The 23,897-nt window shown below is 58.9% G+C and carries 29 protein-coding genes and 1 pseudogene; 14 read left to right on the forward strand and 16 right to left on the reverse strand.

Annotation, left to right across the window (positions count from 1 at the left end; all coding sequences use genetic code 11):
- Positions 1–3 precede the first annotated feature (3 nt).
- The 4 genes from ACMDCR_RS25670 (at position 4) to ACMDCR_RS25685 (ending at position 3,545) form a co-directional block, all read left to right on the forward strand.
- Positions 4–1,113, forward strand: coding sequence for a substrate-binding domain-containing protein (locus tag ACMDCR_RS25670; RefSeq protein ID WP_413993724.1), 1,110 nt, complete (start codon positions 4–6; stop codon positions 1,111–1,113).
- Positions 1,114–1,182: 69 nt separating this feature from the next.
- Entirely contained in the window at positions 1,183–1,545 is a 363-nt protein-coding gene (locus ACMDCR_RS25675; RefSeq protein WP_413989334.1) for a hypothetical protein, read from the forward strand.
- A complete protein-coding gene (locus tag ACMDCR_RS25680; RefSeq protein ID WP_413989335.1) occupies positions 1,542–2,450 on the forward strand; it encodes an SMP-30/gluconolactonase/LRE family protein in 909 nt (302 codons plus the stop codon). Before ACMDCR_RS25675 ends, ACMDCR_RS25680 begins: the two co-directional genes overlap by 4 nt.
- A gap of 96 nt (positions 2,451–2,546) precedes the next feature.
- On the forward strand, positions 2,547–3,545 hold the full coding sequence (locus ACMDCR_RS25685) for a LacI family DNA-binding transcriptional regulator (protein WP_413993725.1): 999 nt from the start codon (positions 2,547–2,549) through the stop codon (positions 3,543–3,545).
- Between the two features lie 199 nt (positions 3,546–3,744).
- Here ACMDCR_RS25685 and ACMDCR_RS25690 read toward each other — a convergent pair whose 3' ends face one another.
- The 7 genes from ACMDCR_RS25690 to ACMDCR_RS25720 all read right to left on the reverse strand — a co-directional run bounded on the left by ACMDCR_RS25690 (position 3,745) and on the right by ACMDCR_RS25720 (position 11,278).
- Positions 3,745–4,008 (reverse strand): hypothetical protein, encoded by a 264-nt coding sequence (locus tag ACMDCR_RS25690; RefSeq protein WP_413989336.1) that lies wholly within the window; start codon positions 4,006–4,008, stop codon positions 3,745–3,747.
- Positions 4,009–4,743: 735 nt separating this feature from the next.
- Positions 4,744–5,496, reverse strand: a complete 753-nt coding sequence (locus ACMDCR_RS25695; protein ID WP_413989337.1) for a ribonuclease activity regulator RraA — start codon at positions 5,494–5,496, stop codon at positions 4,744–4,746.
- Between the two features lie 28 nt (positions 5,497–5,524).
- The gene (locus ACMDCR_RS25700) at positions 5,525–6,679 is read right to left on the reverse strand and encodes a mandelate racemase/muconate lactonizing enzyme family protein (protein WP_413989338.1); all 1,155 of its coding nucleotides are present in this window, start codon (positions 6,677–6,679) and stop codon (positions 5,525–5,527) included.
- A gap of 27 nt (positions 6,680–6,706) precedes the next feature.
- The gene (locus ACMDCR_RS25705; RefSeq protein ID WP_413989339.1) at positions 6,707–7,804 is read right to left on the reverse strand and encodes an ABC transporter ATP-binding protein; all 1,098 of its coding nucleotides are present in this window, start codon (positions 7,802–7,804) and stop codon (positions 6,707–6,709) included.
- 111 nt (positions 7,805–7,915) lie between these two features.
- Positions 7,916–8,797 (reverse strand): carbohydrate ABC transporter permease, encoded by an 882-nt coding sequence (locus ACMDCR_RS25710; protein ID WP_413989340.1) that lies wholly within the window; start codon positions 8,795–8,797, stop codon positions 7,916–7,918.
- A complete protein-coding gene (locus ACMDCR_RS25715; protein WP_413993726.1) occupies positions 8,794–9,627 on the reverse strand; it encodes a carbohydrate ABC transporter permease in 834 nt (277 codons plus the stop codon). Before ACMDCR_RS25715 ends, ACMDCR_RS25710 begins: the two co-directional genes overlap by 4 nt.
- 208 nt (positions 9,628–9,835) lie before the next feature.
- Positions 9,836–11,278: an ABC transporter substrate-binding protein gene (locus ACMDCR_RS25720; RefSeq protein WP_413993727.1), complete on the reverse strand. Its 1,443-nt coding sequence runs from the start codon at positions 11,276–11,278 to the stop codon at positions 9,836–9,838.
- Positions 11,279–11,562: 284 nt separating this feature from the next.
- Between ACMDCR_RS25720 and ACMDCR_RS25725 the strand changes: the two genes are divergently transcribed.
- The 3 genes from ACMDCR_RS25725 to ACMDCR_RS25735 all read left to right on the forward strand — a co-directional run bounded on the left by ACMDCR_RS25725 (position 11,563) and on the right by ACMDCR_RS25735 (position 14,896).
- Positions 11,563–12,288 carry a GntR family transcriptional regulator gene (locus tag ACMDCR_RS25725; protein WP_413989341.1) on the forward strand — a complete coding sequence of 242 codons (726 nt, stop codon included), beginning with the start codon at positions 11,563–11,565 and terminating at the stop codon, positions 12,286–12,288.
- An 11-nt stretch (positions 12,289–12,299) separates the two neighbouring features.
- Positions 12,300–13,592, forward strand: a complete 1,293-nt coding sequence (locus ACMDCR_RS25730; RefSeq protein WP_413989342.1) for a mandelate racemase/muconate lactonizing enzyme family protein — start codon at positions 12,300–12,302, stop codon at positions 13,590–13,592.
- Positions 13,593–13,699: 107 nt separating this feature from the next.
- The gene (locus ACMDCR_RS25735) at positions 13,700–14,896 is read left to right on the forward strand and encodes a mandelate racemase/muconate lactonizing enzyme family protein (RefSeq protein ID WP_413989343.1); all 1,197 of its coding nucleotides are present in this window, start codon (positions 13,700–13,702) and stop codon (positions 14,894–14,896) included.
- Between the two features lie 506 nt (positions 14,897–15,402).
- Here ACMDCR_RS25735 and ACMDCR_RS25740 read toward each other — a convergent pair.
- The 7 genes and pseudogenes from ACMDCR_RS25740 to ACMDCR_RS25770 form a co-directional block, all read right to left on the reverse strand.
- Positions 15,403–15,599: pseudogene (locus tag ACMDCR_RS25740) on the reverse strand (integrase core domain-containing protein); the annotation flags it as partial.
- Between the two features lie 177 nt (positions 15,600–15,776).
- Positions 15,777–17,048, reverse strand: a complete 1,272-nt coding sequence (locus tag ACMDCR_RS25745) for a tyrosine-type recombinase/integrase (RefSeq protein ID WP_413989344.1) — start codon at positions 17,046–17,048, stop codon at positions 15,777–15,779.
- Between the two features lie 100 nt (positions 17,049–17,148).
- A complete protein-coding gene (locus ACMDCR_RS25750; protein ID WP_413989345.1) occupies positions 17,149–17,757 on the reverse strand; it encodes a hypothetical protein in 609 nt (202 codons plus the stop codon).
- Between the two features lie 226 nt (positions 17,758–17,983).
- Positions 17,984–18,163: a hypothetical protein gene (locus ACMDCR_RS25755; protein WP_413989346.1), complete on the reverse strand. Its 180-nt coding sequence runs from the start codon at positions 18,161–18,163 to the stop codon at positions 17,984–17,986.
- Positions 18,157–18,531 carry a hypothetical protein gene (locus tag ACMDCR_RS25760; protein ID WP_413989347.1) on the reverse strand — a complete coding sequence of 125 codons (375 nt, stop codon included), beginning with the start codon at positions 18,529–18,531 and terminating at the stop codon, positions 18,157–18,159. Before ACMDCR_RS25760 ends, ACMDCR_RS25755 begins: the two co-directional genes overlap by 7 nt.
- Before the next feature lies 1 nt (position 18,532).
- Complete coding sequence (locus tag ACMDCR_RS25765; protein WP_413989348.1) at positions 18,533–18,871, reverse strand: hypothetical protein; 339 nt, start codon at positions 18,869–18,871, stop codon at positions 18,533–18,535.
- Positions 18,864–19,079, reverse strand: coding sequence for a hypothetical protein (locus ACMDCR_RS25770; RefSeq protein WP_413989349.1), 216 nt, complete (start codon positions 19,077–19,079; stop codon positions 18,864–18,866). Before ACMDCR_RS25770 ends, ACMDCR_RS25765 begins: the two co-directional genes overlap by 8 nt.
- A gap of 138 nt (positions 19,080–19,217) precedes the next feature.
- Here ACMDCR_RS25770 and ACMDCR_RS25775 point away from each other — a divergent pair, with 138 nt between their 5' ends.
- From ACMDCR_RS25775 to ACMDCR_RS25795, 5 genes are all read left to right on the forward strand, one after another.
- The gene (locus ACMDCR_RS25775) at positions 19,218–19,430 is read left to right on the forward strand and encodes a hypothetical protein (protein ID WP_413989350.1); all 213 of its coding nucleotides are present in this window, start codon (positions 19,218–19,220) and stop codon (positions 19,428–19,430) included.
- 1 nt (position 19,431) lies between these two features.
- Entirely contained in the window at positions 19,432–19,815 is a 384-nt protein-coding gene (locus ACMDCR_RS25780; RefSeq protein ID WP_413989351.1) for a hypothetical protein, read from the forward strand.
- Between the two features lie 119 nt (positions 19,816–19,934).
- Positions 19,935–20,237, forward strand: a complete 303-nt coding sequence (locus ACMDCR_RS25785; RefSeq protein ID WP_413989352.1) for a hypothetical protein — start codon at positions 19,935–19,937, stop codon at positions 20,235–20,237.
- Between the two features lie 61 nt (positions 20,238–20,298).
- A complete protein-coding gene (locus ACMDCR_RS25790; RefSeq protein ID WP_413989353.1) occupies positions 20,299–21,054 on the forward strand; it encodes a hypothetical protein in 756 nt (251 codons plus the stop codon).
- A 95-nt stretch (positions 21,055–21,149) separates the two neighbouring features.
- Positions 21,150–21,365 carry a hypothetical protein gene (locus ACMDCR_RS25795; RefSeq protein WP_413989354.1) on the forward strand — a complete coding sequence of 72 codons (216 nt, stop codon included), beginning with the start codon at positions 21,150–21,152 and terminating at the stop codon, positions 21,363–21,365.
- 44 nt (positions 21,366–21,409) lie between these two features.
- Here ACMDCR_RS25795 and ACMDCR_RS25800 read toward each other — a convergent pair whose 3' ends face one another.
- Positions 21,410–21,865, reverse strand: a complete 456-nt coding sequence (locus tag ACMDCR_RS25800) for a hypothetical protein (RefSeq protein WP_413989355.1) — start codon at positions 21,863–21,865, stop codon at positions 21,410–21,412.
- Positions 21,866–22,372: 507 nt separating this feature from the next.
- On the opposite strand from ACMDCR_RS25800, the gene ACMDCR_RS25805 reads away from it, so the two are divergent.
- Positions 22,373–22,585, forward strand: a complete 213-nt coding sequence (locus ACMDCR_RS25805) for a hypothetical protein (protein WP_413989356.1) — start codon at positions 22,373–22,375, stop codon at positions 22,583–22,585.
- A gap of 295 nt (positions 22,586–22,880) precedes the next feature.
- Positions 22,881–23,513, forward strand: a complete 633-nt coding sequence (locus tag ACMDCR_RS25810) for an NYN domain-containing protein (protein ID WP_413989357.1) — start codon at positions 22,881–22,883, stop codon at positions 23,511–23,513.
- 44 nt (positions 23,514–23,557) lie between these two features.
- Here the strand turns inward: ACMDCR_RS25810 and ACMDCR_RS25815 are convergent, their stop codons facing one another.
- Positions 23,558–23,896 (reverse strand): hypothetical protein, encoded by a 339-nt coding sequence (locus ACMDCR_RS25815; protein WP_413989358.1) that lies wholly within the window; start codon positions 23,894–23,896, stop codon positions 23,558–23,560.
- Position 23,897 lies beyond the last annotated feature (1 nt).

Below are 23,897 nucleotides of genomic sequence, written 5' to 3' on the forward strand. Positions count from 1 at the left end.
ACTATAGTGAAACGCGTATTCAACTTGGCAACGGCCAGTGCACTAGCGCTCATGCTGGCCCCCTTGGCTGCCCATGCAGACTCGTTCGTCGACCAGGCAAAGGCGATCGTCGCTAAGGCAACGACCCGCGCCGACAAATGGGATGGTCCGACCACAGGCCCCAAGGCGGTCGGCAACAAGACGATCGTCTATGTCGCGGGCGACATGCGCAACGGCGGCATCCTCGGCGTCGCCCAGGGCGTCAAGGAAGCCGTAGGCGTGATCGGCTGGACCTATCGTGAGATCGACGGCCAGGGCACCGTTTCCGGCCAGGCGACGGCCCTCAGCCAGGCGATTGCCCTCAAGCCCGATGCCATCATCGTTGGCGGCAGCGACGCCGTGGAACAGAAGGCAGGCCTCGAGGAAGCAGCCAAGCAGGGTATCCAAATCGTCGGCTGGCATTCCGGGCCCAAGCCTGGTCCCCTCGACGGTACGCCCGTCTTTGCCAATGTCACCACCGACGCCATGGAAGTGGCAAAGGTCGCCGCCATGAAGGCGATCGCCGACTCGGATGGCAAGGCCGGTGTCGTCATTTTCGCGGACTCCACCTACGCCATCGCTATCGCCAAGGGACGCGCCATGGAGGCCGTGATCAAGCAGTGTTCCGGCTGCTCGGTGCTGGCTTTCGAGGACACGCCGCTTTCAGACGTTTCGACGCGTATACCGCAGTTGACCACGACGCTGCTGCAGCAGAACGGCGCCAAGTGGACGCAGTCCCTGGCGATCAACGATCTGTACTACGACTTCATGCCCCCTTCCCTCGCCGCTGCTGGCATTTCGGGTGATGGCGATCCCCAGAATATCTCCGCCGGCGACGGCTCGGAGGCCGCTTATCAACGTATCCGCGCGAAGGATCATCAGGCAGGCACGGTGCCGGAACCGCTGACCATGCAGGGCTGGCAGCTAGTCGATGAACTGAACCGCGCCTTCTCGGGCCAGAAATGGTCAGGCTATGTGCCGGGCGTCCATCTCGTTACGCCTGATAATATCGAGTTCGATGGCGGACCAAAGAACGTGTACGACCCCGATAACGGTTATCGCGACGTCTACAAGAAGATCTGGAGCGGCAACTAGGCCGGGCGCAACACCAATCTCGGCGGCATCAGTGCCGCCGATTCCTTCCTTTGTTTCAGGTCCTTACGCATGTTTATCCGTTGCGCCTTCTTTCGCGGCCGTGTGAAGCCAGGCTGTGAGGATGCCTTTAGCCAATTCGTCCAAGACAAGCTGGTTCCGCTATGGACCCAGTTCCCCGGTGCCCAGGAGGTGCGCGTTTTGCGCCAGCAGGAGGCCGATGTTACGGACCCGCACTATGACATGGTTCTGGCTATTCGCTATTCCTCGCGCCAAGCCGTCGATGTTGCGCTGGCCTCCGAGGTGAGAGCGCAAAGCCGTGCCGTAACAGCCGAACTCGTCAAGATGTTCGACGGCGATATCTTTCACACCCTCTTCCGTGCCGATCAGTTTCCAACAATGGCCGCAGCCCTCGATATCGGGTTGCCGCAATGAGCGACGTTGAGATCCTCGACGAGCGCTTTGCGGCTTTGACGATCGGTCACGCCAAGCTCGAGCGGCTATGGACAGGATGCCGCTGGGCGGAAGGCCCGGTCTACGTGCCGGCGGCCAAGTCCGTCCTGTGGTCGGACATTCCCAATGACCGCGTGTTGCGCCTGGATGAGACGGATGGCTCGGTCAGCGTCTTCGAGAACCCTTGCGGCTATCACAACGGGCATGCGCTCGATGCTGCCGGCCGCGTTGTGGCCTGCGAGCATGGAGGGCGCCGCATATCAAGGCTGGAACCAGACGGGCGTTGGGTGACGTTGGCCGAGCGTTACAAAGGAAAGCGGCTGAACTCGCCAAACGACGTCGTGGTGAAGTCCGATGGATCAATCTGGTTCAGCGATCCCACCTACGGCATCGACAGCCACTATGAAGGACATGCCGCCTCCTCGGAAATCGGCGCATGCCATGTCTATCGGCTGGACCCGGACACTGGAACCTTGACCGCCGTCATCACCGACCGCGTGTGTCCGAACGGATTGGCCTTCTCTCCCGACGAAAGCATTCTTTACGTGGCGGACACCGGCGCGAGCCACGTCCCTGGACTTCCAAAGGCGATCTACGCCTATCGAATGGACGGACACGATGTGGCCGGTGGCTCGGTCAACACCTTCGCGACGTGCGATGCAGGCTTTTTCGACGGTTTCCGCGTCGACAGGGCAGGCAATCTGTGGACATCCAGCGCCGATGCCGTGCTGGTTTACGCGCCCGAGGGAAAGCAGATTGGCCGAATTCCAATACCTGAAATTGTATCCAATCTGTGCTTTGGAGGCCCCAAGCGTAACCGCCTCTACATCACGGCCCAGACCTCGCTCTATGCCCTGTATGTCAATGCTCACCCGCCAGGCTGGTGAGAAATCCTCGCATTCTCTATTGCCGCGATGGCGAAAGCTCAGCCGGATACCTTGATGGCAACTCAACCCGACATGATACCGAAAGGCCAGCCGACCATGGCTGACGTAGCCAGGCTGGCCGGCGTGTCGACCATGACGGTCTCTCGGGCCTTGAAGAAAGGAGGCTCCGTCTCGGAAAAAACGCGCCGCAAGATCATGGATGCGGTCGATCAGCTCGGCTACGTGCTTGATCAGATGGCAGGAACGCTTTCCTCGAAGCGCTCCGGTTTCATCGCAGCGCTTGTTCCCTCCATCAACAACTCAAATTTTGCCGACGCGGCCCGCGGCATCACGGAGGCGATTGCCGATAGTGGCCTGCAACTTCTCCTGGGTTTCACGGACTACCAAATCCAGAAAGAAGAGAGCTTGGTAGAATCCATGCTGACTCGCCGACCGGAAGGAATTGTCCTCACCGGGGGACGGCATACGGATCGAGCACGAAGGCTCATCGAGTCGGCCGGCATTCCGGTCGTTGAAACCTGGGATATCCCTGACAACCCCATTGAACATGTCGTGGGTTTTTCCAATGCCGCGGCAACGAACGCCCTGGTGCACCACCTCTATGGGCTTGGCTATCGCAATATTGGATTCGTTGGGGGCACCAGCAATCGCGATACTCGCGGCGCCGACAGGCGATTGGGCTACGTGCAGGCCATTGAACAGCTCAATCTGCCGCGGGGGCGCATCATATCATTCGGCAATCCGCCGATCTCCATGGAACAAGGTGGCGAAGCCATTGTCCATTTGATGACACAGTGGCCCGACGTCGACGCCGCCGTGTGCGTTTCGGACCTTTCTGCGTTCGGTGCGCTGATGGAATGCCATAGACGCAATTGGGCTGTTCCTGGCCGCATCGCCATTGCGGGCTTTGGAGATTTTGAAGTATCCCGCTGCAGCTTTCCCCGCATCACGACAGTTGCCGTCGAGGCCTACGCGATAGGTCGCGCAGCGGGCGAGTTGCTTCTGCGTGCGATCGAATCCAACAGGATCGGCCGGTATGTTCCTACCGAGCTCATGCTGATGCCATATAAGGTTATCCAGCGCGAAACGACCTGACGCGGCGCCTGCAGTCAATCGTGAGAATGCGGCCAGTCCTATCAAATGCCGTGCTTGAAGAGGAGGTTCAATCCTTCAAATTCCCGCTTTGACTACAATAATCGACTTTGACCGTCCTCATCGGAGAATCGGCCTTTACGCTGAGACTGCGCAAGCACCGATGATTTGCCAGATCCCGCCTTACTAATTGGTTGGGAGCCTATGGCTGATCTTCATCTGCGCCGTCGGGAGGTCTGTCTGCGTTTTGGCGATCGACGACCGCTTGCAGCTTTTCGAAATCGGAAGGCGACATCGTCAGACCTTCAACCTTGTCGCTGCCAATTTCTTTGATTGTCTCTCGCAATTTGTCCGCGGGGACGACGCGCACATGGCCATCCCTCAGGATGATGGCAATCGTTCCGGACGGAATCAGCTCATTGTGCGCAATACCGAGACCATTCAGCAGGATCAAATCTTTGCTCATGGGCGCTTCGATCCTTAATTTGGTGCGACCTCGATGCAGGCGGGACCGGCGCATTGCGACGGGTCCGTCCAACATGGATTTGTCGCTGGATACCGGCCCTGAAACGCCACCATGGCCCGGGCATTGGGTCGACCGGCTTGTCCCGAGGTGGCGCTACGGCGATCGGTGCCCGACTGCCCATGACTATGCTGCCTGGTAGACATTCCATAAGGTAATCCTCGTCGCTGCTGGCGACTTCGTCAAGCCACCGAGGCGATGTCGCGCCACCGGCATCTGTTGCGGCCAGAAACCTCAGCAAGAACTGCGCTCGCGATCGAAGCTCGTCCTCCCGGAGCGGCAAAAGGGCTAGGTCAGCCGACCAAGGCATCCTTGGAGGCACTGAGGCGCAGGTTGAATGCTCCCACGCTCGTCGTCGCCCCTCCAACACACCCAGCCGGTCTTACTTGTCCGCGAGGCGCTCTCTCGTACCGTATCGGCGCAAATGCCGAGCCGCCTCTTCCAGCGCTCGGCGGGGCTCCACCCCAGTTCTGTTGCCCCTGAAGCCGGCACCGGCGGCGAAGGTGGAGTCGATCGCGCTTTGAGGCGCTGTCCTAACCCTGGCGCGGGACGCCGGAACGCGGTTGGTGATAGAGTGGTTTTAGCCTCGGCCATCGGCAAGGATGCCAAACCAAGGCGGCGCTTATGACCGCCCGGAAAGGCCCAAACCGCCGTACATATGTTGGCCGGCAAAACGCCTCACTTGCTGGTCGGCGGTGCGGGGTTCGCCCTACGCCATTCCTCATACTCGGCGCGAGCGTCGTCATGGAGGGGGTAATAGCGTTGAAGCGGCGCACCCTGCATCAGTTTCATTCGGGAGAAATCCTCCCATTCGTGATGCACCTTAGAGGTCTCGATGACCTTGGAGGCGAGGGCTACCGGCACGACCACAGCCCCATCATCATCGGCCACGATGATGTCGCCGGGGAGGACGGTGACACCGCCACAGGCGATGGGCACGTTGACGGCGAAGGGCATCAGGCCGGTCTGGGTGTGGAAGTTGGGAGTCCAGCCCCGAATCCACAGCGGCAGGTCGAGCTTCTTGAGATTGGGATAATCGCGCAGGCAGCCGTCGATCACCATGCCAGCGCCGCCACGACCCTTGAAATAGGTCGACATCATGTCGCCGAACACACCGGCGGTCATATCGGCCCGTGCATCCACGACAACCACATCGCCCTCCTGTACGTGATAGAGCACGTGACGGTGGAGCTGCTTTTCGGGATCGGCATATTCGCCCTCACCATAGAGATCCTCGCGCTTGGGCATGAACTGCAAGGTCAGCGCCGGACCAGCGATCGCCTTGCCAGGGTTCCAGCTTGTGGGTCCGAGGATGTGCGGATTGCGGATGCCGATATGACCCAATATGCCGGCAACGCTTGCCGCGCCGAGGTGCTTGAGTGCGTCGATGATGTCCCTGGGCGGACGAGTGATCCCCGGGGTGTGGGTCATGGCAATGCTCCTTGTTGGCTGTGAGGCCCTACCAGTTGGTGATCGAACCGTCGGTGCGCCGCAGATGCGGCGGTTCCCAGAACTTGAAGCTCTGCTTGGTGATTGCGGCTTCATCGACCTCGACGCCGAGGCCCGGCGCATCGCCGACATCGAAGACGGCGCCGTTCAGGCGCGGCTGGGTGGTGAAGATGCCGCCATCGTCGAAACCGAGATAGAGTTCCCCCGGGGAGGCGCGGGTTTCCAGCCAGGCAAAATTGGGCACCGCCGCCGCAAAATGAATGGTCGCGGCCGTGCAGATCGGCCCCAGCGGATTATGGGGCATCATGTCGACGTAATGCGCCTCGCTCCAGCCGGCGACCTTCATCGCCTCTGTCAGGCCACCGACATTGCAGACGTCGATGCGATTGAATTGATGCAGATCCTGCTCGATATAGGGAAGGAACTGCCATTTGCTTGCGAATTCCTCGCCGATGGCAAAGGGAATGTCGGTGAGCTTGCGCAGCGCCTCATAGGCGGCCGGCGTTTCGTCCCGGATGGGCTCCTCCAGGAAATCCAACGTGCCGGAGGGCATCCTCTGGCAATAGGAGGCGGCCTCCGCGACGGAAAGCCGGTGATGATAATCGACGCCCAGCACCACGGTGTCGCCGAGCGCCTCTCGGGCCTTCACGCACCATTTGGCCGTCTCGCTTATGCTCTGCCGCGGCTCGTAGACGCCTCTGCTGTCGTGATCGGCGGGGAAGAGGCGGATGGCAGTCCAGCCGCCCGCCACCAATTCCTTCGCCTGCTCGATGATCTCCGGGCCGCACGGCCCCCTGGTGGTGGCAAAGGTGGGAATGTGCTCGCGCTGCTTGCCGCCGAGGAGCTGGTAGACGGGCACGCCTAGCGCCTTGCCCTTGATGTCATGCAGCGCGATGTCGATGGCCGAGATCGCGGCGGTGAGGACGCGGCCGCCCTCGAAATACTGGCTTCGATACATCTCCTGCCAGAGCGCGCCGATCGCCATGGCATCACGGCCGACCAGGAATTCGCGATAATGTTCGATGGCGCCGATCACGGCCTTCTCGCGGCCGGAGAGACCGCTTTCGCCCCAGCCATGAATGCCCTCGTCGGTCTCGACCTTGACGATGAGCTGGTTTCGTTTGCCGACCCAGACCGGATAGGGCGTGATCGCACTGATTTTCATGAGGATTTCCGAATTCCGCTCGATCTCTTAAGCTGCCTTGAGCGCCATGGTGGTCTGGCCGTCGAACAGATGCATCCTGTCCTGGTCGAACTCGATCCAGACCGCCTCGTCGGGTTGAATGACGACACTGGGATCGAGGCTGATATTGACCATTTCGGCATCCACGACGATTTGGGCGAAGGTGACGTCGCCGGTGGGCTCGACACTGTAGACTTTTCCGGGCACGGCGCCGGGCAGAGCCATCCGATGCAGCTTGAGGGTGGAATGGCGCGCGCCGAGCACGGCCTTGCCGTTGCTCGAACCCTGGGCCTTGCGGGCGTTGATCGCGGAGAGCGGCAATGTCCAGCCGCTGGCGCCCCTGAGCACCGTGCCGCCGCCTTCCGTGCCGACGTCGACGGGTACGAGGCTCATGGCCGGACTCCCAACGAAACTGGCGACGAAGGTGTTGACGGGATTGGCGAAGACATTGGCGGGCGTGTCGAATTGCTGCAGGCAGCCGCCATGCATTACCGCCATCTTGTCGGCCATGGTCACGGCCTCGAGCTGGTCATGCGTCACATAGATGATGGTGGCGTTGAGGTTGTGATGGAAGCGCTTGATCTCGCTGCGCATCTGCACACGCAATTTGGCATCCAGGTTGGAGAGCGGCTCGTCCATCAGGAACACGGCGGGATCGCGCACCAGGGCCCGGCCGAGTGCCACACGCTGCTGCTGGCCGCCCGAGAGCTCGCGCGGGCGGCGGTCGAGCAGGTGCGTGATATCGAGGACCTTGGCGGCGTCGCGTACCTTCTTGTCGATCGCCTCCTTGGACTGCTTTCGCATCTGCAGCGGAAACGCGAGGTTGTTGAAGACCGTCTTGTTGGGATAGAGCGCGTAGTTCTGGAACACCATCGCGATATCCCGGTCCTTGGGATCGAGATCGGTGACCACCCGCTCGCCGATGACGATCTCGCCATCCGTCAGGGGAATCAAGCCCGCGATCAGGTTGAGTGTCGTGGTCTTGCCGCAGCCTGATGGCCCGACCAACGCGACGAACTCGCCATGCTCCACCTTGAACGACACGTCCTTGACGGCATGCACGGCGCCATAGGCTTTCATCACGTCCTTGAGGACCACTTCGGCCATCAGCGTCTCCTAAGGAAAAATGTGTTCGGGTCGAAACGCGTCTGTGGTGTAACTGACTGGAAACATGAGCATTTTTCGATTCCTGGTGATTTGGCCTGAGGGTAAAACCTGCTAGTGCTTGACGGCGCCTTCGGTGAGGGCACGCACGAAATATTTCTGCAGGACGAGGAAGAGCACCACGACAGGCACGCTCATCAGGAAGGTCGCCGCCATCAGGCCGGGCCAGTCGGTGGCGAATTCGGTGAAGAAGCGCTGGATGCCGACCGGCAAGGTCATCGTGTTCTGCTTGGAGAGGAAGGTGTAAGCGTAGACATATTCGTTCCAGGCGCCGATGAAGGAGAAGATCGAGGTGGCGATGATCCCCGGTGTCGAAAGCGGCAGCACGATCAGCAGGAAGGCCTGGAAGCGCGTGGCGCCATCGATACGGGCGGCCTGCTCAAGCTGGACCGGGATGTTGTCGAAGAAGCCCTTGAGCAGCCAGATCGAGAGCGGCAGGCCGAAGGTGAGGTAGGTCAGGATCAGCGAGCCATGGGTGTTGACCAGCCCCATCCAGCGCATCAGCAGGAACAGCGGCATCAGGAACACCACGGCCGGAAACATGTTGCGCACCAGGACCCCGAAGAACAGCAGGGACCGGCCGGGGAAGCGGAAGCGCGAGAAGGCATAGGCCGCAGGCACCGCGATGACGACGCCCAGGATCGTGCTTAGGAGTGAGACGTAGAAGCTGTTCCAGAAATAGAGCAGGAATTCCTGCCCGATCGAGTCGGCCGGATTGATCAGCCGCCAGTAGTTGCCCAGCGTCGGCTCGGCCGGCCACCATTGCGGCGGGTATTGCAAGGCCGCGAATTGCGTCTTGATCGATGTGAGCACCATCCAGAGCATCGGCAGCACGGTAAAGATCAGGAGGAGCACTAGGGTCAGCCGGCCGGCCCAGCGCCACCAGTCGGTGGGTTTGCGGGCGGCGCGGCGCGTGGGTTGCACGATCTGGCTCATTCCGCCCTCGCCTCGTCGCCGCGCGTCAATGCCTTCACGTAGAAATAGCCCAGTACCATCATCACGATGAACAGGATCACGGCATAGGCCGAGGCGACGCCGTAGCGCTGACGGCCGAAGGCGATGTTGTAGATGTCGGTGATCCAGATATCGGAGGCGCCCGCCGGCCCGCCGCCGGTCATGATCCAGGGGATGATGAAGGAATTGAAATTGGCCACCATGAGCAGGAGCACGGTGACCATGGACACGCCCTTCAGATGCGGGAAGGTTACGTGCCAGAAGCTCTGCCAAGTGTTGGCGCCATCGACGCGGGCGGCCCGCAGCAGCTGGTCGGGCACGGTCTGCAGCCCAGCCATCAGCATCACCATCGCGAAGGAGAATTCCTTCCAGATGTTGACCACGATCAGGGAGGGCAGGACGGTGGTGGTGTTGTCGAGGAAGTTGATCGGCTTGTCTGCCAGGCCCAGTTGCACCAGCAGGGCGCCGATGACGCCGAAATCGGAGTGGTAGAGCCATTTCCACACATAGGAGGCGGCGACCGCGCTCACCACATAGGGGATCAGCAGGACGGCGCGCAGCAGACCGCGTCCAGCGAACTCGCGGTGCAGCGCAAGGGCCGCGGCGAGGCCCAGCAGAAAGGAGAAGCCGGTCGAACAAACCGTCCAGATCAGTGTGTTGACGGTCACACGACGGAAGGAGGCGCTGGAAAGGATGGCGGCGTAATTGTCAAGGCCGACGAAGATCTTGTCCTTCATCTGGAGGTTCGGCGGCGTTTTGAAGAAGCTCAACTCTATCGTGTAGTAGATGGGATAGGCGATGACGACGAGCATCACCAGAATGGCCGGCAGCACATAAAGATAGTCGGCGCTATGATCGACGATGCGCTGCAGGATGTTGCCGCGCTCGCGCCGCCGGGGCCGCGCAGGCGCGATGATCTTCTGGTCGGTCGCGATGCTCACGGGCGCGAGACCTTTCAGCGCTGGATTGAACCTCCTGCCGGGGGCTGTGCCGCCGGCAGCTGCACCTTGCCTGACAAGATTATTTTCCAGCCATCAGGTCCTGGACCTTGGCCGCCGCATCGTCGGCCGCTTCCGATACCGACATCTTCTGGGTCAGCACGTTCTGCATCATGTCCGGCACGATGTTGTTCATGATCTCGGTGGATTCCGGGACGACGGGGAAAGGGATGCCATTGGGCAGCATGGATGTCGTGACATCGAGGAACTTGATGGTATCAAGCCGCTCCTTCATCCATTTGGTCTTGAAGCCGCGCAGATTGCCCGGGTTGGAATCGACCCAGGCCAGTTTCGTCGACCACTCCGGACCGGTCCAGAAGCACACGAGCGCCTTGGCTGCCTTTTCGTCGAGCCCGCCATCGACATAATCGCTCTTGATGATGTGAATGTTGGAGCCGCCGAACACCACGGCACGCCGGGCCGGCCCCTTGGGGATCAGGCCATATCGCATGTTCTGGACCACCTTGTCGGCCACGGCCTTGTCGGCGCCGGTGGCTTTGGAAGCGAGGTCCACCATCTTGGCGTATTCGGCCGGATGGGCGATCATCATGCCGAGCCTGCCGGCAATGAAGGGGTTCTGGTTCTCGTTCTGCGTATTGGTCAGCGCCGACACGGGCGCAGACTTGTCGCGCACATACATGTCGAAGATCGCCTGGAGGGCGGCCTTGGCGCCGTCATTGTTGATCTCGACGGTCTTATAGGTCGGCTTGTCGCTGGATTCGTCGAGGGCGCCGCCGCCATAGGCCCACAATTGCGGCATGAAGCGGAACGGCGTGTTGCCGGCATTCTGCTTGGCCACCAGACCGTACCCGGGAATGCCCAGCTTGTCGTGAATCTGCTTGGAATAAGTGACGACATCATCCCAGGTTGCCGGCGGGTGCTCCGGATCGAGCCCGGCCTGCTTGAACAGGTCGGCATTCCAGATCAGGGCCATGGTCTCGTTGTTGGTGGGAATGCCATAGGACACCCCGTCATACATCACCGACTTCATGGCCCCTGGCCAGAAGTCGGAGGTTTTGTAGCCGACATCCTCGGGCTTCAACGGCATGAAGTAACCTTTGGAAGCGAATTCGACGCTGCCCAGGATCTGCAGCCGCACCACCATCGGGGCGGCGTTGCCTAGTGTCGCCGTGCGCAATTTGTCGAGAAGCTGATTGTAGTCGATGTTCTGGTAGTCGAGCTGGATGTTGGGATAGGTCGCCTTGAACGCGGCCCAAAAATCCGCATGGACCTTCCGGGACAGGTCGGGCGAGGCATCGTTCGGCCCCGTCCACCAGACAGTTACCTTGCCCTTGTAGTCGAGCGGCACGACCTTGGAGCACTCCGCCGCCGTGTCCACGCTTTCGGTGCCGGCGATGCTGCGGATGTACTGCGGTGACCATTTTGAGAGGTCGACGTCCTGTGCGCAAGCGACGGTCGCCAGCATCGACACCGTCACACCCAATGCCACCGTCCACAGGCGCATCGGCCGTTCTCGTTCCGGCCGTGCGGCGGCGACGCGATCCTGCGAATTCCTCATCGGGATATCTCCTCCTCACGCCGGCAAGCGCTTTCGGCCGACCGCGCATGCGCGTCTGAATCTGGCGCAGTTCCACCCTCGACGGTCGGCATTCTCCGACTTCGTCCAAAGTCTCTAGACACTTCCAAACCAAATCGTATCTGTCAATCTAAATCAGATCGTACATTATTTTGAGCCATTAGCGTATGATAGGCTTGGCTTGCTGTAAAAAGGTGCTTAAACAGGCATTCATGGACAAAACGAGCCCAATCCCTCCGCCGTCTGGGGATACCTTCGACCAGCCAGGCTGGGTCTATGAAAGGATCCGCGACGAAATCGTTTCGGGCCGGCTCGGTCCCAACGAGCGGCTGAAGATCGCGGAGCTGGCCGCTCGTTATGGCACCTCGACCAATCCGGTCCGCGAGGCGCTGCAGCAGCTGCGGGGAGAGGGTTTCGTCCTGATCGAGCCCAATCGCGGCGCCCGTGTGCGGCCGATCGACGAGGACTTTGTCCGCGACATTATCGAGATCGAAGTGCTGATCGAGCCGGCGCTGACGCGCTGGTTCGTCTCGATTGCCGGCGACGCGGATATCGCTGCGCTCGAAGAGGTGCAGGCCGAGATCGAGGAGCTCAATTTCCGCGATCCCATCAGACATGCCGCGCTCGACACACACTTTCACCAGCTGATCTATGACCGTCACTACAACCGCCATGCCGCGGTGCTCTGGTGGACGCATCGCGAGATCCTGCGCGCCATCAGCAGGCGGTTTCCGACTTCGCTCAGCCGGCGCGTCGCCGTGATCCGCGAACACCGCGAATTGATCGAATGCATCAGGGCCCAGGATGCCGATGGCGCCGCCAGGGTCGTGGCCCGGCACGTGGAAGGATCGGGCCGCCACGTTATCGAGCAGATGGGCGCGGCCAGGCGAGCGAGCCAGGCAGCCCCTGTGCTCGCCAGCAAAAGAGAAGAACGATAGGGAACGCCAGCATGCCGCTTGATACGATCGAAAACAATGTCCGGACCGCCTCGCACCCGAGCGAACTGCGCATCACGGACATCCGGACCGCCACCATCGTCGGCCACGGCTATTATCCGATGCTGCGGATCGACACCAATCAGGGCATCTACGGCCTTGGCGAGGTGCGGGACGGCGCCCATCATGACACCGCCATGCGCCTCAAGCATCTGCTGGTCGGGCAGAACCCCTGCAACGTCGATTATCTCTTCAAGTCGATCAAGACCTTCGGTGGCGACAGCCGTGAGGCCGGCGGCGTCTGCGGCATCGAGATCGCGCTGATGGATCTGGTCGGCAAGGCCTATGGCATTCCCTGCTACCAGCTGCTCGGCGGCAAATATCGCGACAAGGTTCGCCTCTATGGCGATACGCCGGCACCAGACAAGATGACGCCGGAGGGCTATGTCGAGGTGGTCAGGCAGCGCAAGTCGCTCGGCCTCACCTTCATCAAGTTCGACCTGCCGGGCCAGTTGTTCGAGGCTACTCCGGGCGCCCTGATCGGCAGCAACACCAAGTATGAATATCCGCAATACAAGCAATGGTACGTGCCCGGCCGAGGGCCGGGGCCGCGCATCAGCCAGGCTGGCGTGGAACTCGCAGTCGAGATCACGCGCGCCGTTCGTGCGGCGGTGGGCGACGAGATCTCGCTGTGCACCGACCATTTCGGCGAAGGTTTCTGTACGGCTGACGAGGCCATCAAGATCGGCCATGCCCTCGAGCCGTTCAACCTTGCCTGGGTCGAAGATCCCCTGCCCTGGACCGATATCGCCAACCACAAAAAGGTAGCCGATGCCCTGCTAACACCGGTGGCGGCGGGCGAGGATCTTTATCTCTGGGAAGGTTTCCGCGAGGCCATCGAGACCCGGGCCTTCGACATCATCCATCCTGACATGTTGTCCTCGGGCGGCCTTATGGAAACCAAGCGCATCGCCGATCACGCCGAGCGTTTCGGCATTCCGACTGCGCTGCACGCCTGCTGCTCACCCATCGGATTCATGGCCAATGTGCATCTGGGTGCAGCCGTCGCCAGCCTGGTGGCGGTGGAACATCACGGGCTCGACCTGCCCTTCTTCACCGGCCTCGTCACCGGCATGACCGACGATTATATGGCGGACGGTTATGTCACCGTGCCCGACAAGCCGGGCCTGGGCATAGACCTCAACGAGCCCGTCATCCGGGAGCACTTGCGCGAGGGCGCCAGGTATTTCGGTGACACCAGCGAGTGGAACCATCTGCGCGTTGGCTTCGACCGCGTCCCGCACTAGAGCGGGCGCTCAGATAGAAGCAAGTTTTGCCATAACCCTTTGTTTTCAAGCGTCTTTGCGCGTCATGCCGGTGTCGGCCGACGCGAGATGCACCAAGGATGTTTTCCATGAAGATCACCGACCTGCGCTGCGCCGTCATCGGCCGCCATCCCATCGTGCGCATCGTCACCGATGAAGGCCTCCACGGCCTCGGCGAAGTCGAGTACACCAAGCCCTATCTGAAACCCTGGGTGCTGCATTTCCGCGAGGCGCTGATCGGCGAGGATCCGACCGATGTCGAGCGCGTGATGCTCAAGATCCGCCAGCGCGGTTCCTTCAAACCGTATGGCGCAGCTGTTAGCGCCATCGAGCACGCTCTTTGGGATATTGCCGGCAAGGCCGCGGGCGTACCCGTCTACAAGCTGCTGGGTGGCAAGGTGCGCGATAAGGTGCGCGTCTATAACGGCTCCATCCGCAAGAAGCGTACGGGCGACCGCCCCGAGGACTATGCGGATGACGTGAAATGGATGATGAAGCGGCCTGAAAATTTCTTCATGGTGAAGCAGGGCATAAGCTTCCACTCCAACATGAAGCGCAGCATCCCGGGCTTTCACTACGGCGTCAGCCAGCCGCCGGATTATCACGGCGCAATGGACCAGGGCCCGATCAGCGAGCGCGGCATGGCCCATATGCTCGACTGCGTCATTGCCATGAAGGAAGTGCTCGGCGACAAGGTCAGCCTGGCGCTGGACTGCGGCCCGGGCTGGATGTTGCCCGACGCCATCCGCTTCGCCCGCGCGGTGGAGAAATACAATCTCGCCTGGCTCGAGGACATGCTGACGGGCGACTACGTTCCCTGGGTCAATCCGCAGGCCTATCGAGAGCTCACGGTATCGACCACCACCCCCATCCACACCGGCGAACAGATCTATCTGCGCCATAATTTCAAGGAGTTGATCGAGACGCAGTCGGTGCGCGTCATCGGCCCGGACCCGGCCGATATCGGCGGCATCGCCGAGCTCAAATGGGTGGCCGAGCACGCCCACATGCACTCGATCCTGATGGCCCCGCACGGCACAGCCAACGGTCTGCTCGGTCTCGGAGCCCTGATCAATGTCTGCGCCACCTTGCCAGCCAACTACATCGCTTTCGAATATCCCTCCGCGTCCGATCCCTGGTGGACTGACATCGTCACCGGCCTGCCGAGGCAGATCGTGACCGACAGCATGGTCGACCTGCTGGAAGCACCAGGACTGGGGCTGGATATCGATGCCGAGGGGGCGAAGAAATATCTCAAGGAGGAAGACGCGGGGTTCTTTGACTAGAGGCCGCGAGGATCGGTCGCATTAGCATCAGTTTCTGGCACCGTGGGCAACGGATATGGCGAACCAGCCGAAATCTGGTTCCCGGACGAGAACCGATCGTGTCTCCAGACTGGTGTAGCTCGTTGTATCCAACTGGGAGCTGTACCGACCGCGTCGATGGCGAACTCTTATTTTTTGGTGATTGTGATTCGCACCCTCCATCGCGTCGTACCTATTCGATGGGGCTCGCCACCCTATGCATTAGCGAAGCCTTGGATGGTCTGGATAGACTGCTGCGATAGAGCTCGCGTCCCGGGGCGTGGAGGAGCAGGGCCCCGCAATCGATCGGTGAGGAGTGCTCAAGCTGCGCGAGGGGCGATGTTGAGTTTAGTCTCAGCAGCCACAGTAAGGTGAATTCGCCAGATGGTGGCCTGACCTGAGACCCTCCTCTCCTCCGGTTTGAGAGAGAGTCTTCGATTTCATTTCTGGCCTTAAGCGGCCTGATTTTCCATTGTTGCTTTCAGCCCGAACTCGGCAGGCGTCCTATTGCTGAGGGCTGAGTGTGGTCGGTGGTGGTTGTAATCTTCTTCCACGAGGTGATGGCGCTGCGGGCTTCGACGAGTGTGGAGAACAGTGTGTGATTGAGGCACTCGTCCATAGAGCGTCCGTTGAAGCTCTCGACGAAGGCATTTTTCATGGGCTTTCCAGGCGCGACGTCGTGCCACTGGGCAGCGGTTGCCTGGCACCATCAGGGGAAATGATGATGCAAAACCAATAACTGATTGTACATTTAGAAATGGTAGCGAGGAGTGGACTCGAACCACCGACACGCGGATTATGATGATTGTAACTCACGTTGATTCATAAAGCAAATCTGACTCCATGTCGCGCCTATGTCGCGTCAGGCCAGCAGTGACCGCTCCGCCTCAGCAAGCTCACTACCGTCGTCTCCTCTCGGAAACAGGTGACCATAGACGTCCATCGTCATCACAATCGACGAATGGCCGAGCCGTTCCTGGACGACTTTCGGCGGCAGTTCGAGTCCACCGTCGGCTTTCCGATTGATGCACCACGAAGCATAGAAATGCCGGAGTGCGTGCATGCCGGTGTACTTCGCCGCCAAGATCGGTTTGCCTTCCTCATCCAACCTTGGGGTACCATCTGCTGCCACTACCGGAACGCTGACCTTGCCGGCCAGTTGTGGGGGAACCAGGCCGCGATTGATGATATTGCCAAGGGACTCGACGTTGCCGGTCCCGGTCGGGAATACGAGGTGCAGCTTGCCTTCGTCGTCCTTCTTCTCCTTGCGACGTGGGCATGACAGCTTCCATTCTCGCAAGGTGTTCAGGACCAACGGGGGCAAGGGGACGACCCGCTCGCCGGCCTCCGACTTTGGGGCTCCGATTTCGTTGTACCGGTCGGCTCGCTGTCGGACATGGATCTGACGCGCATCGAAATCGACATCGGACCAGAGCAAGCCGCGAAGCTCCGAAGCTCGCAAGCCTGTAAAGATCGCAGTCAACAGCAGAGGGCGCCAACGGCCGGCGACGGCGCCGACGATCGCCTTGATCTCTTCACGAGTCGGAATATCCACGCCAATCTTGAGCTTGCCCTTCTGACGACGCTCAGAGCGCCGCTCCTTGCCGCGGGTCCGCTTCGAACGAAGATCCCGAACGACGTTGCGCGCGACCAAGCCGCGCTCCTGGGCATCGCCAAGCAGCGAACCAAGGCTGACCAGCACCTTGCGGACCAGTGCTGCCGAGCGCGATTTGGCTTCCTTCTGCCCAGGCGCGGGCGTGCCCTTCCGCAGCCGGTCCTCGAACTCCCGCACCAAGGGTGCCGTAAGTTCAGACAGACGATGGTCTCCCAAATAGGGATTGATGTGCAGCGTAATGTGCTGGCGGTATTGGTCCAGCGTCGAGCGCTCGAGGCCGTTCTTTTCGCCAGTGCCGAGCCATTTGTCGGCGGCCTCCTTCACCTTCACGCTCTGGCTCGAAGCCGTATGCGTGCCGTCGCGGACCTCGCCCATGACAGTCGTCTGGTACGTGGTTGCATCCTTTTTCTTGTCGAAGGTCTTGATATGGCGCTTGCCGGCCTGGTCGACATAGTCGAATACCCAGGCCTCTTTGACCTCACCCTTCGCGGTTTTCCAAGTGCGCTTGCGGATCGACATGACAGATGACTTCGCTTGATTACCAACAAAGCCATCATGTTGCAAATTAATCCGCTTGTCAACGCGTACTTTGTGCCCTTCGCAGATCTACTCTCGATTCTCAATTTTCAGGGAAAAGGATGAAATTGGCAAAATAAAAAACACAAAGACCATATGACATACCAAGAGTTATGGCGTTAAGCTTAGTAATTCGTAGAGGCACAAATAAAAATGACATGGTGCCACCGATCGACACAAGCAATAAATACCTGAGCAGGAGACCTAAAAGAAAACCTGCCGATTGATGATTCAACAATTCCGGATAATTGTGTTGAAGGCGAGAAAGATTTAAGAGAAAGTCAATCAAGCCCGAAATTAATCCTCCAATCATACAATAAAACAGACGAATTTGACTTGGCATTAACAAAGTTACAACAAATCCGTCCTCTTCGATTGCAGATTTCTCTTTATTTTCCTTTGAGTTTACAAGTAAATGGGTGTCCTCGGGTAATCGCTCTAAATCATTTTGTTTCCTATAGAGTTCGATTTCGTATCTTAATTTCAAAAGTTCCAGTTGTGAGCGCTCTTGCTTTTGATGGCGGTTTTTCGCTGTCAAATCGATTACCGCCTGTGATAGGCCGGGCCAAAGAGCAACAGAAACTGACAATAATATTAGCGGGGCAGATAGCCACTGTGGGAGAGTGGGCAGTAACGTCTGTATATCAGACATGTCGCTTATCCCGATTGATGCGGCTTGAACCCGCTTTCATAGCTATACCGTCCCACCTTCGCAGTAAAACGCAGACACCCAATGGATATGCTTCGTCCGTCATCTGCTATTTAAAAGATACTGTCACAATTGGCCCAAATCTCAAGGACTTGCATCGAGCGACATGAACTGGAACACACCAAAGGGGCGAGCTTATTGCCGCCCCTTTGGCTTCGAACAGATCGTTTCAGCGAAAACTCCTGTTGATCAGGCTGCACAACTGCCTGCGTACCACCCTCACGTCTCTCTGTGCCGCCCGGATCCGCGCCAGCCCGCCCAGATTGAGACGGGCGAGTGCGGCTTGCTCCAGGGCGAAAAGCGACTCAGCAAGGGCGGCCGCAATGCTGCGGGCAGACTTGGCTACCATTGGCCCTCCCGCTGCTTCAGATTTGCTGCCATACCCGTCGCGTAGACGCCCACGGTGTTCATAAATCCAATGACCATCCCGTTTCGGCCACCAGGGAGCATGTCTACGACGATACCGCCCAAAAGAGTGGTGTTGCCATAGGTCGGATAGAGCCCCAAGAAGGCGATGTATTCCTCAGCAAACGCCTTGCCGGCTGCATAATCGTCGCAATAGTTGCCCGTCGGTTTTACATCCCAGTAGTTGGAGCCACCGCCTCTTGGCTTCCGCCTGGTAACAAAGGACAGTGCATCGGCGAGAGGTGGCGCGGACGCCTTTACTGCCCTCTCGCGCGCTTTGCGGACCTTACCCAAGCTAACGATGTTTCCCATCCTAGCTCCTCCAGTCGCAGCCAACGGCGCTGAGGACGATCGCGGCGCGCCGCGAGGCGTGTTGTCCTGAGCTCCAATCTCGATAGTCATCCGCGTGAAAACGGGCGCCACCGTTCGCCATGGGAATGAAGTCGCAAGCCTCATTCCATTCTTTCGGGTACATCTCGGCCATGAGGAGACGGCGCTCGAAAGCGAGCCATGCGCTATAGCTGTCGAGCAGATCGTGCGTGAGGGGCTCGGCGGCGGCCGTAGGCTGGCCTATGAGGGTGACGCCGCCACCGATGAGCGGAAGAGCGGCAAGGCCACGCAGGATGCCACGGCGATTGAGGAAATCAGCCATTGGTCTTGTCCTTCTCCTGCTCGCGCAGCAGCCGCCGGCTCAGAGCAAGGATTTCGCTTTTCTCCTCCGGAGACAGGATCCTGAACGCGGCCAGCAGCCAGGTTAGTTGATCGAGTTCGGAGCCATTCCTAGGCGCCGGCCCGAGCGGACGAGGACGGGAGGTTTCAGGCAAGCCGGTAGCGGCTGCCGGAACGTGTGTGTTCGGCATGGGATTGCTCCATTTTCAAACTGATGGCGAAGCGGCCCATATTGTGGTATCGCTTCCAGCATCATTTCTAGCTTGACCTCTGACATTTCGTCAAGCATCATTTGGAGCATCGTTTACAGCATGGATCAGGAGACGAAGGTGAAGGAGAACAAGCTGCGCCGTATCGCGGACCGCCGCGGGTACCGGCTCGTAAAAAGCCGTTCTCGCGATGAAGGCGCCATGGACTACGGCCTTTATGCCGTCATCGATATCAGTACGAACGGGGCAGTAAATCCGGCTATTGCTGGGCGATGGGTCTGTAGTTGGACACTCGACGCAGTCGAAACGTTCTTCGAAACTCCAGAAGCTTGATATGACAAAAGATCGCAAAGATGCTGAGGCGGTAGTGCGTTATGTGATCGCGGACGGCGCCCAACAAGGCGTGAGCGATTATGCAGCGCGAGGACGGCGGTTAAGGTCGACCAGTGATGACGAACTCCGGTCGTTGTTTGTTGCGGCCTATGGTCGTTGGGCGCTGAATCCCATGGCGCCAGATATTCAGCGCGAAACGGACGATATCAATGCCGAATACACGCTAAGAGGACAAAGTTGCCCCTTCGACTTGGTCTCCGAACAAGTGGAGGCGGCGATCAATAAAGTAGCAGCGGGCCTCCTGAATTTAGATGAGGAAACGCGTGCCCGCATCGACGGTGAACTCCACAGAAGGTACGATGAGGCGCATCGAAACAAGAATTAGCCTCCCGACCTACCCAATCTTCGTCGCCGAGAATGGCGAGGGGCCGGGCGTGAGGCTGAGGAAGGCTGCCGCGGGCGGCATCGTTGGCAACGGCTGAGGGAAAAGGGATACCTTGGGAAATGAGCGACGATCAAAAGCCGCCGGAACACGTGCGCATTACCGCGCCATCGACCGATCAGGCCCGGTCGCCGATGCAATATCTTTGGCCAATGCCTCCAGCCGAGCCTAGGAGAACTTTGACTAGTGCTGACTTTCGGAACGCTTCCATCGACGGCGTGATCGACGCGCTGGGGCAGCTCGAAGCACGGTTCCCAAAGGACGACCCTGTGCGTGAGGCCATCGTGAACTGCAGGCGCGGTGTGGCCAAGCACTATGTCGCGCCGACGGGGCCTTCTTCGGATGGACTCAAAATTGTGAAATGACCTGCGGGCCTAACGGCGCCGCCGGTGTTATCTACGTCGCGGAGAATGGCGAGAAGGCCACGTGATACCGAAAATCGACGATCCGCTATTCAGCCCAAAGTGCAAGCTGGCGAGAGCTAAGACCTTGATCGCGGAGATTGAGGAAAAAACTCAAGATTTCGTTCGCACCGCTCCGATCGAACTAGCGGACACACCGCATCCCAACACGGCTAGTAAGCGCGCGGTGTTTCTAATGGCACCCACGCCCCCGCCAGTTGAAATCTCGCTGATCATCGGTGATGCAATTCAAAACCTTCGAGCTGTTTTTGATCACATCGTCGCCTGTCTCGCATTGGCCGAAGGCAACTCCTATACAGGCGTATCCTTCCCTTTCAATATAGATTCAACCAAGTTTGAACAAGACTACAGGCGAAGCACAAGAAAGATTTCCCCGCGCGCTCGAAAACTCATTTACCGCCTGAAGCCTTATGGAGGTGGTGATTATTGGCTCTACTTACTGAATAAATTGTCCAATGCCGACAAGCATCGCACCTTGACGCTTTGCGCGGTATCGGTTGGTCGACTTGTACACGAGGTTTCATGCGATACGCCGTTTGAAGCAAGCAAGGATTTTACTGGACGATTAACGCAGGGAATTCATTTGTTTACCTATCCGGCCGATGCAAAATTTGAAATCAGGAATGCCAAGGCCGATATTGCACTGGCATTTTTGAGTTTTTCCGAGGCGGAAGATAGGCCGGTGTTGGATATATTGCGCTCGCTATGTAATCGCTCGGAGCGAATTCTTATTATGTTTGAACGCCTTTTCTTCAAGTGATGTGGAGACATCACGCTTTCCTCGGCCGGCGCTTACCCGTGAGTGCAACGGTTTCCTCGGCCCAGTCCAGAAGGGCGGCGACTTCGCGGTGATGGTTGAAACTCAAATCTAAGCGACGCCGCTTACTTTCGAAGGCCTATCCTGCGGTGTCCCGCTCTACGTTGAACTGCGAGCTGTTCGTCAAATCTCTTGAAGCGACGCCTGTCAAGGAAGTCGCGGGCGACGTCCTCGAATCGCTCAAGCGCAGCGAAGAACAGTCCAATGAGGAAGATGCCAAGTACGAACCCAATGAGGTCATGCATCACAATTAATCCTCTAGCTCGAGGCCAGGCTCATAATCGCATATTTTCTTCCGCTAGGAGACTGAAAATTGCAACGGGCCAAGGTCTCGGGCGCGATCCGCAAGATTCTTGTCTATGCCCACCTCGGATAGTGTCGGAGCTTTGGGTTTTTCCGCAACCCATTGCTTGTGCTGATTACTCCCGTCTCCGCCGGGCTTGAGAAGCCCTGTATCCCGCTGCGCCGCCATCAATTCGCCAATGCGGCGCTCGGCGCGGATGCGGATTTCAGAAGCGTCGATTTCAAGCTGGCGGTTGGCTAAGTCGGCAAATTTGCCTATCCTGCCGCTCGCGGCGCGCCCTGAGGCAGCACCTATCCCCGACGAGGTGCGGGCCTGCCGCTTCCAACTGCAAAAGCCTTGGGGCGCGCCGATCCTTCTGGAGGAAACAATGCGGTTCTTGGGATTGGCGGTAGCGCTTCTCTGTGCCGGGCCGGCGGTGGCGGCCGAGAAGGTCAACGTCTGGATAGACATATGTCCCAAGGCAATGGTGCCGGCAGATTGCACCTTCTTTACAGCGATCCACTGGTATCAGATCCCTGAGCCACAGGCTAACTCTGCTTCACCGGCCGTTCGGTCCGCTCAAAAGCGTCTTCAGAAAAGATTGCCGGCGGGCACCTACATGAAGGTCGAGCAATTTGCCGTCGGCCAGAGCATGGGAACGGATTCTTATATGTTCTTCGCATGCGACCTCAAAGGCCAGGACCCAGCGACTTTACCTGATAATACCGAGGCGGCCGTGAAGGGAAGTTGCCTGAGGTAGGCGCTCACGGACATGTGGCCGATATCGAACAAGGTCAACAGCCCAAGCTACAACGAGCCCGATGTGGCGGATTCGGTCGATGCGCCACCGGCGCCGGCTGGGGACTATAGCGAGGATCCGGGCCTCTTCTAAGTCGAAGCCGGCCCCTCCAGGAGGGGTGAATCACACCGGAGTCACGCTTACAATCCTCATCATCGAAATCAATGAGGGAGGACAGAATGACAGATAATACCGTGGTTCATCTTGGAGAAAATTCTCCGGAACAGGTTGCCTACAGGCTTTTGGAAACCATAGCTTCAAATGAAGGTAAGTCATTGGAAAGCAACATGGCGGGTAAAGCTTTGGCCGAACGGGCGTGGCTGCTTGATACCTATGCTGAGTGCCTGTTGGTGGTTAGAAATCCAGCGGGTCGCAAGAAGACCGCTAGCTAAGGCTTCGATTATGTGAAGGAGACACGGGAACCTTCTTCTCCTCTGGAAGAAGGTCTTGACCGGAGTGAGGCGAATTGCGCCAATCAGCTCGTCACGGGCCTACCAGCGGTGACTCGGTTTACGCAAAATTGAACTTTCTGATGATATCTTGGGTTATTGACGGCGAACGCTTCCCGCCTATATACGTTACAGCATCACCACCCCTCGGGAAACCACCCGCTGTGTCGGCCATGGGGAACCGAGATTCATGACCCCGGGGACGCCTTGCGCGTCCCCGTATTTTTTGAGGCGAGAAGTGACTGCAGTTCCACCGGTTCCGATCAGCAGACTTCGCGTCAGGATTTTTGTTGATTGGTGGAACTTCTCACTTTCCCTCAAGCGGAAAGATAGCAATTTCAACACGGATTGGCGTCCAATTGGTCCGCTTCTGGCATCGGAGGCGGGAAAGATGGTCGATCCGAGTGCTCCCGCAATTTTTGAGGGTATGCACGTCTACGGATCGTTCGATCCCAATAAACCCAACGACGTTCGACTGCGAAACTGGTTCACCAATAAATTAGACAAAATGCCCGGTACGCATGTTGTCCTTCTCGCTCGGCAGAAGAAAAAGGGTTACCCAAAATGCCCTCAATGCCAGGCAGAAGCTACTCACTGCCATGCGTGCGGTGCTGATATGCGAGGCACTGAGGAGAAGGGTGTCGACACTAGAATCGTGGCCGACATGATCAGCCTTGCGTGGGCGCAGGCCTACGACGTGGCCGTGCTCGTCTCAGCGGACCGCGATTTTGTGCCGGTAGCCGAATTCTTGCAAACCAAAGGCATAAAAGTCGTCCATGGTGCTTTTCCTCCCAACGGAAGTCATCTTTCGCAGAAGTGCTGGGCGAATATTGATATTTCTAAATTGATGGCACAGTTCAAGAGACCGTAGCTCGTCGCCATCCTCGATTGTCCGGATGCGCGAGAACAAGTCCCTCAATGAACCGCGCCGCTCTCCATCGGCCGGAACATGGCGAGGATCTCCTCGCGCAGCCGTTCGAAAAACTCGACGGTGGCGCGGCATGACGGTTCGCCCGTGAGGTCATCGGCGATTTGCGCCATGGTGTTGAAGGCGAGCACCAACTCTTCCGCGGTAACGAGAGCGGGCTCCCGGAAGTAGCTCTGAAAGGTCAACTCGTAGTGGTCGAGCGCGTCCAGGAGGGGCTTGCCGGCAGGGGTCGACGAGCCCAGCTTGCGCGCACCTACAAGCATCGCAGACGCCTCGGGATTGAAAGGCGGGATGATCGGTTCAGGTTGGTCGTGATCGTTGCCCATG

The sequence above is a fragment of the Labrys okinawensis genome (assembly GCF_047345005.1).
GTDB classification, from domain to species: domain Bacteria; phylum Pseudomonadota; class Alphaproteobacteria; order Rhizobiales; family Labraceae; genus Labrys; species Labrys okinawensis.

Bases quoted from the DNA above. Each gene is read 5' to 3' on its own strand.
- ACMDCR_RS25705 (WP_413989339.1), bottom strand. From the start codon at position 7,804: ATGGCCGAAGTGGTCCTCAAGGACGTGATGAAAGCCTATGGCGCCGTG.
- ACMDCR_RS25765 (WP_413989348.1), bottom strand. From the start codon at position 18,871: ATGGCTGATTTCCTCAATCGCCGTGGCATCCTGCGTGGCCTTGCCGCT.
- ACMDCR_RS25745 (WP_413989344.1), bottom strand. From the start codon at position 17,048: ATGTCGATCCGCAAGCGCACTTGGAAAACCGCGAAGGGTGAGGTCAAA.
- ACMDCR_RS25770 (WP_413989349.1), bottom strand. From the start codon at position 19,079: ATGCCGAACACACACGTTCCGGCAGCCGCTACCGGCTTGCCTGAAACC.
- ACMDCR_RS25695 (WP_413989337.1), bottom strand. From the start codon at position 5,496: ATGACCCACACCCCGGGGATCACTCGTCCGCCCAGGGACATCATCGAC.
- ACMDCR_RS25725 (WP_413989341.1), top strand. From the start codon at position 11,563: ATGGACAAAACGAGCCCAATCCCTCCGCCGTCTGGGGATACCTTCGAC.
- ACMDCR_RS25800 (WP_413989355.1), bottom strand. From the start codon at position 21,865: ATGTCTATCCAGACGTTGACCTTCTCGGCCGCCACCGCCGGCCCGGCA.
- ACMDCR_RS25805 (WP_413989356.1), top strand. From the start codon at position 22,373: ATGACAGATAATACCGTGGTTCATCTTGGAGAAAATTCTCCGGAACAG.
- ACMDCR_RS25780 (WP_413989351.1), top strand. From the start codon at position 19,432: ATGACAAAAGATCGCAAAGATGCTGAGGCGGTAGTGCGTTATGTGATC.
- ACMDCR_RS25720 (WP_413993727.1), bottom strand. From the start codon at position 11,278: ATGCGCCTGTGGACGGTGGCATTGGGTGTGACGGTGTCGATGCTGGCG.
- ACMDCR_RS25750 (WP_413989345.1), bottom strand. From the start codon at position 17,757: ATGTCTGATATACAGACGTTACTGCCCACTCTCCCACAGTGGCTATCT.
- ACMDCR_RS25675 (WP_413989334.1), top strand. From the start codon at position 1,183: ATGTTTATCCGTTGCGCCTTCTTTCGCGGCCGTGTGAAGCCAGGCTGT.
- ACMDCR_RS25680 (WP_413989335.1), top strand. From the start codon at position 1,542: ATGAGCGACGTTGAGATCCTCGACGAGCGCTTTGCGGCTTTGACGATC.
- ACMDCR_RS25690 (WP_413989336.1), bottom strand. From the start codon at position 4,008: ATGAGCAAAGATTTGATCCTGCTGAATGGTCTCGGTATTGCGCACAAT.
- ACMDCR_RS25815 (WP_413989358.1), bottom strand. From the start codon at position 23,896: ATGGGCAACGATCACGACCAACCTGAACCGATCATCCCGCCTTTCAAT.
- ACMDCR_RS25710 (WP_413989340.1), bottom strand. From the start codon at position 8,797: ATGAGCCAGATCGTGCAACCCACGCGCCGCGCCGCCCGCAAACCCACC.
- ACMDCR_RS25685 (WP_413993725.1), top strand. From the start codon at position 2,547: ATGGCTGACGTAGCCAGGCTGGCCGGCGTGTCGACCATGACGGTCTCT.
- ACMDCR_RS25755 (WP_413989346.1), bottom strand. From the start codon at position 18,163: ATGGTAGCCAAGTCTGCCCGCAGCATTGCGGCCGCCCTTGCTGAGTCG.
- ACMDCR_RS25760 (WP_413989347.1), bottom strand. From the start codon at position 18,531: ATGGGAAACATCGTTAGCTTGGGTAAGGTCCGCAAAGCGCGCGAGAGG.
- ACMDCR_RS25715 (WP_413993726.1), bottom strand. From the start codon at position 9,627: ATGCTCGTCGTCATCGCCTATCCCATCTACTACACGATAGAGTTGAGC.
- ACMDCR_RS25730 (WP_413989342.1), top strand. From the start codon at position 12,300: ATGCCGCTTGATACGATCGAAAACAATGTCCGGACCGCCTCGCACCCG.
- ACMDCR_RS25735 (WP_413989343.1), top strand. From the start codon at position 13,700: ATGAAGATCACCGACCTGCGCTGCGCCGTCATCGGCCGCCATCCCATC.
- ACMDCR_RS25785 (WP_413989352.1), top strand. From the start codon at position 19,935: ATGAGCGACGATCAAAAGCCGCCGGAACACGTGCGCATTACCGCGCCA.
- ACMDCR_RS25700 (WP_413989338.1), bottom strand. From the start codon at position 6,679: ATGAAAATCAGTGCGATCACGCCCTATCCGGTCTGGGTCGGCAAACGA.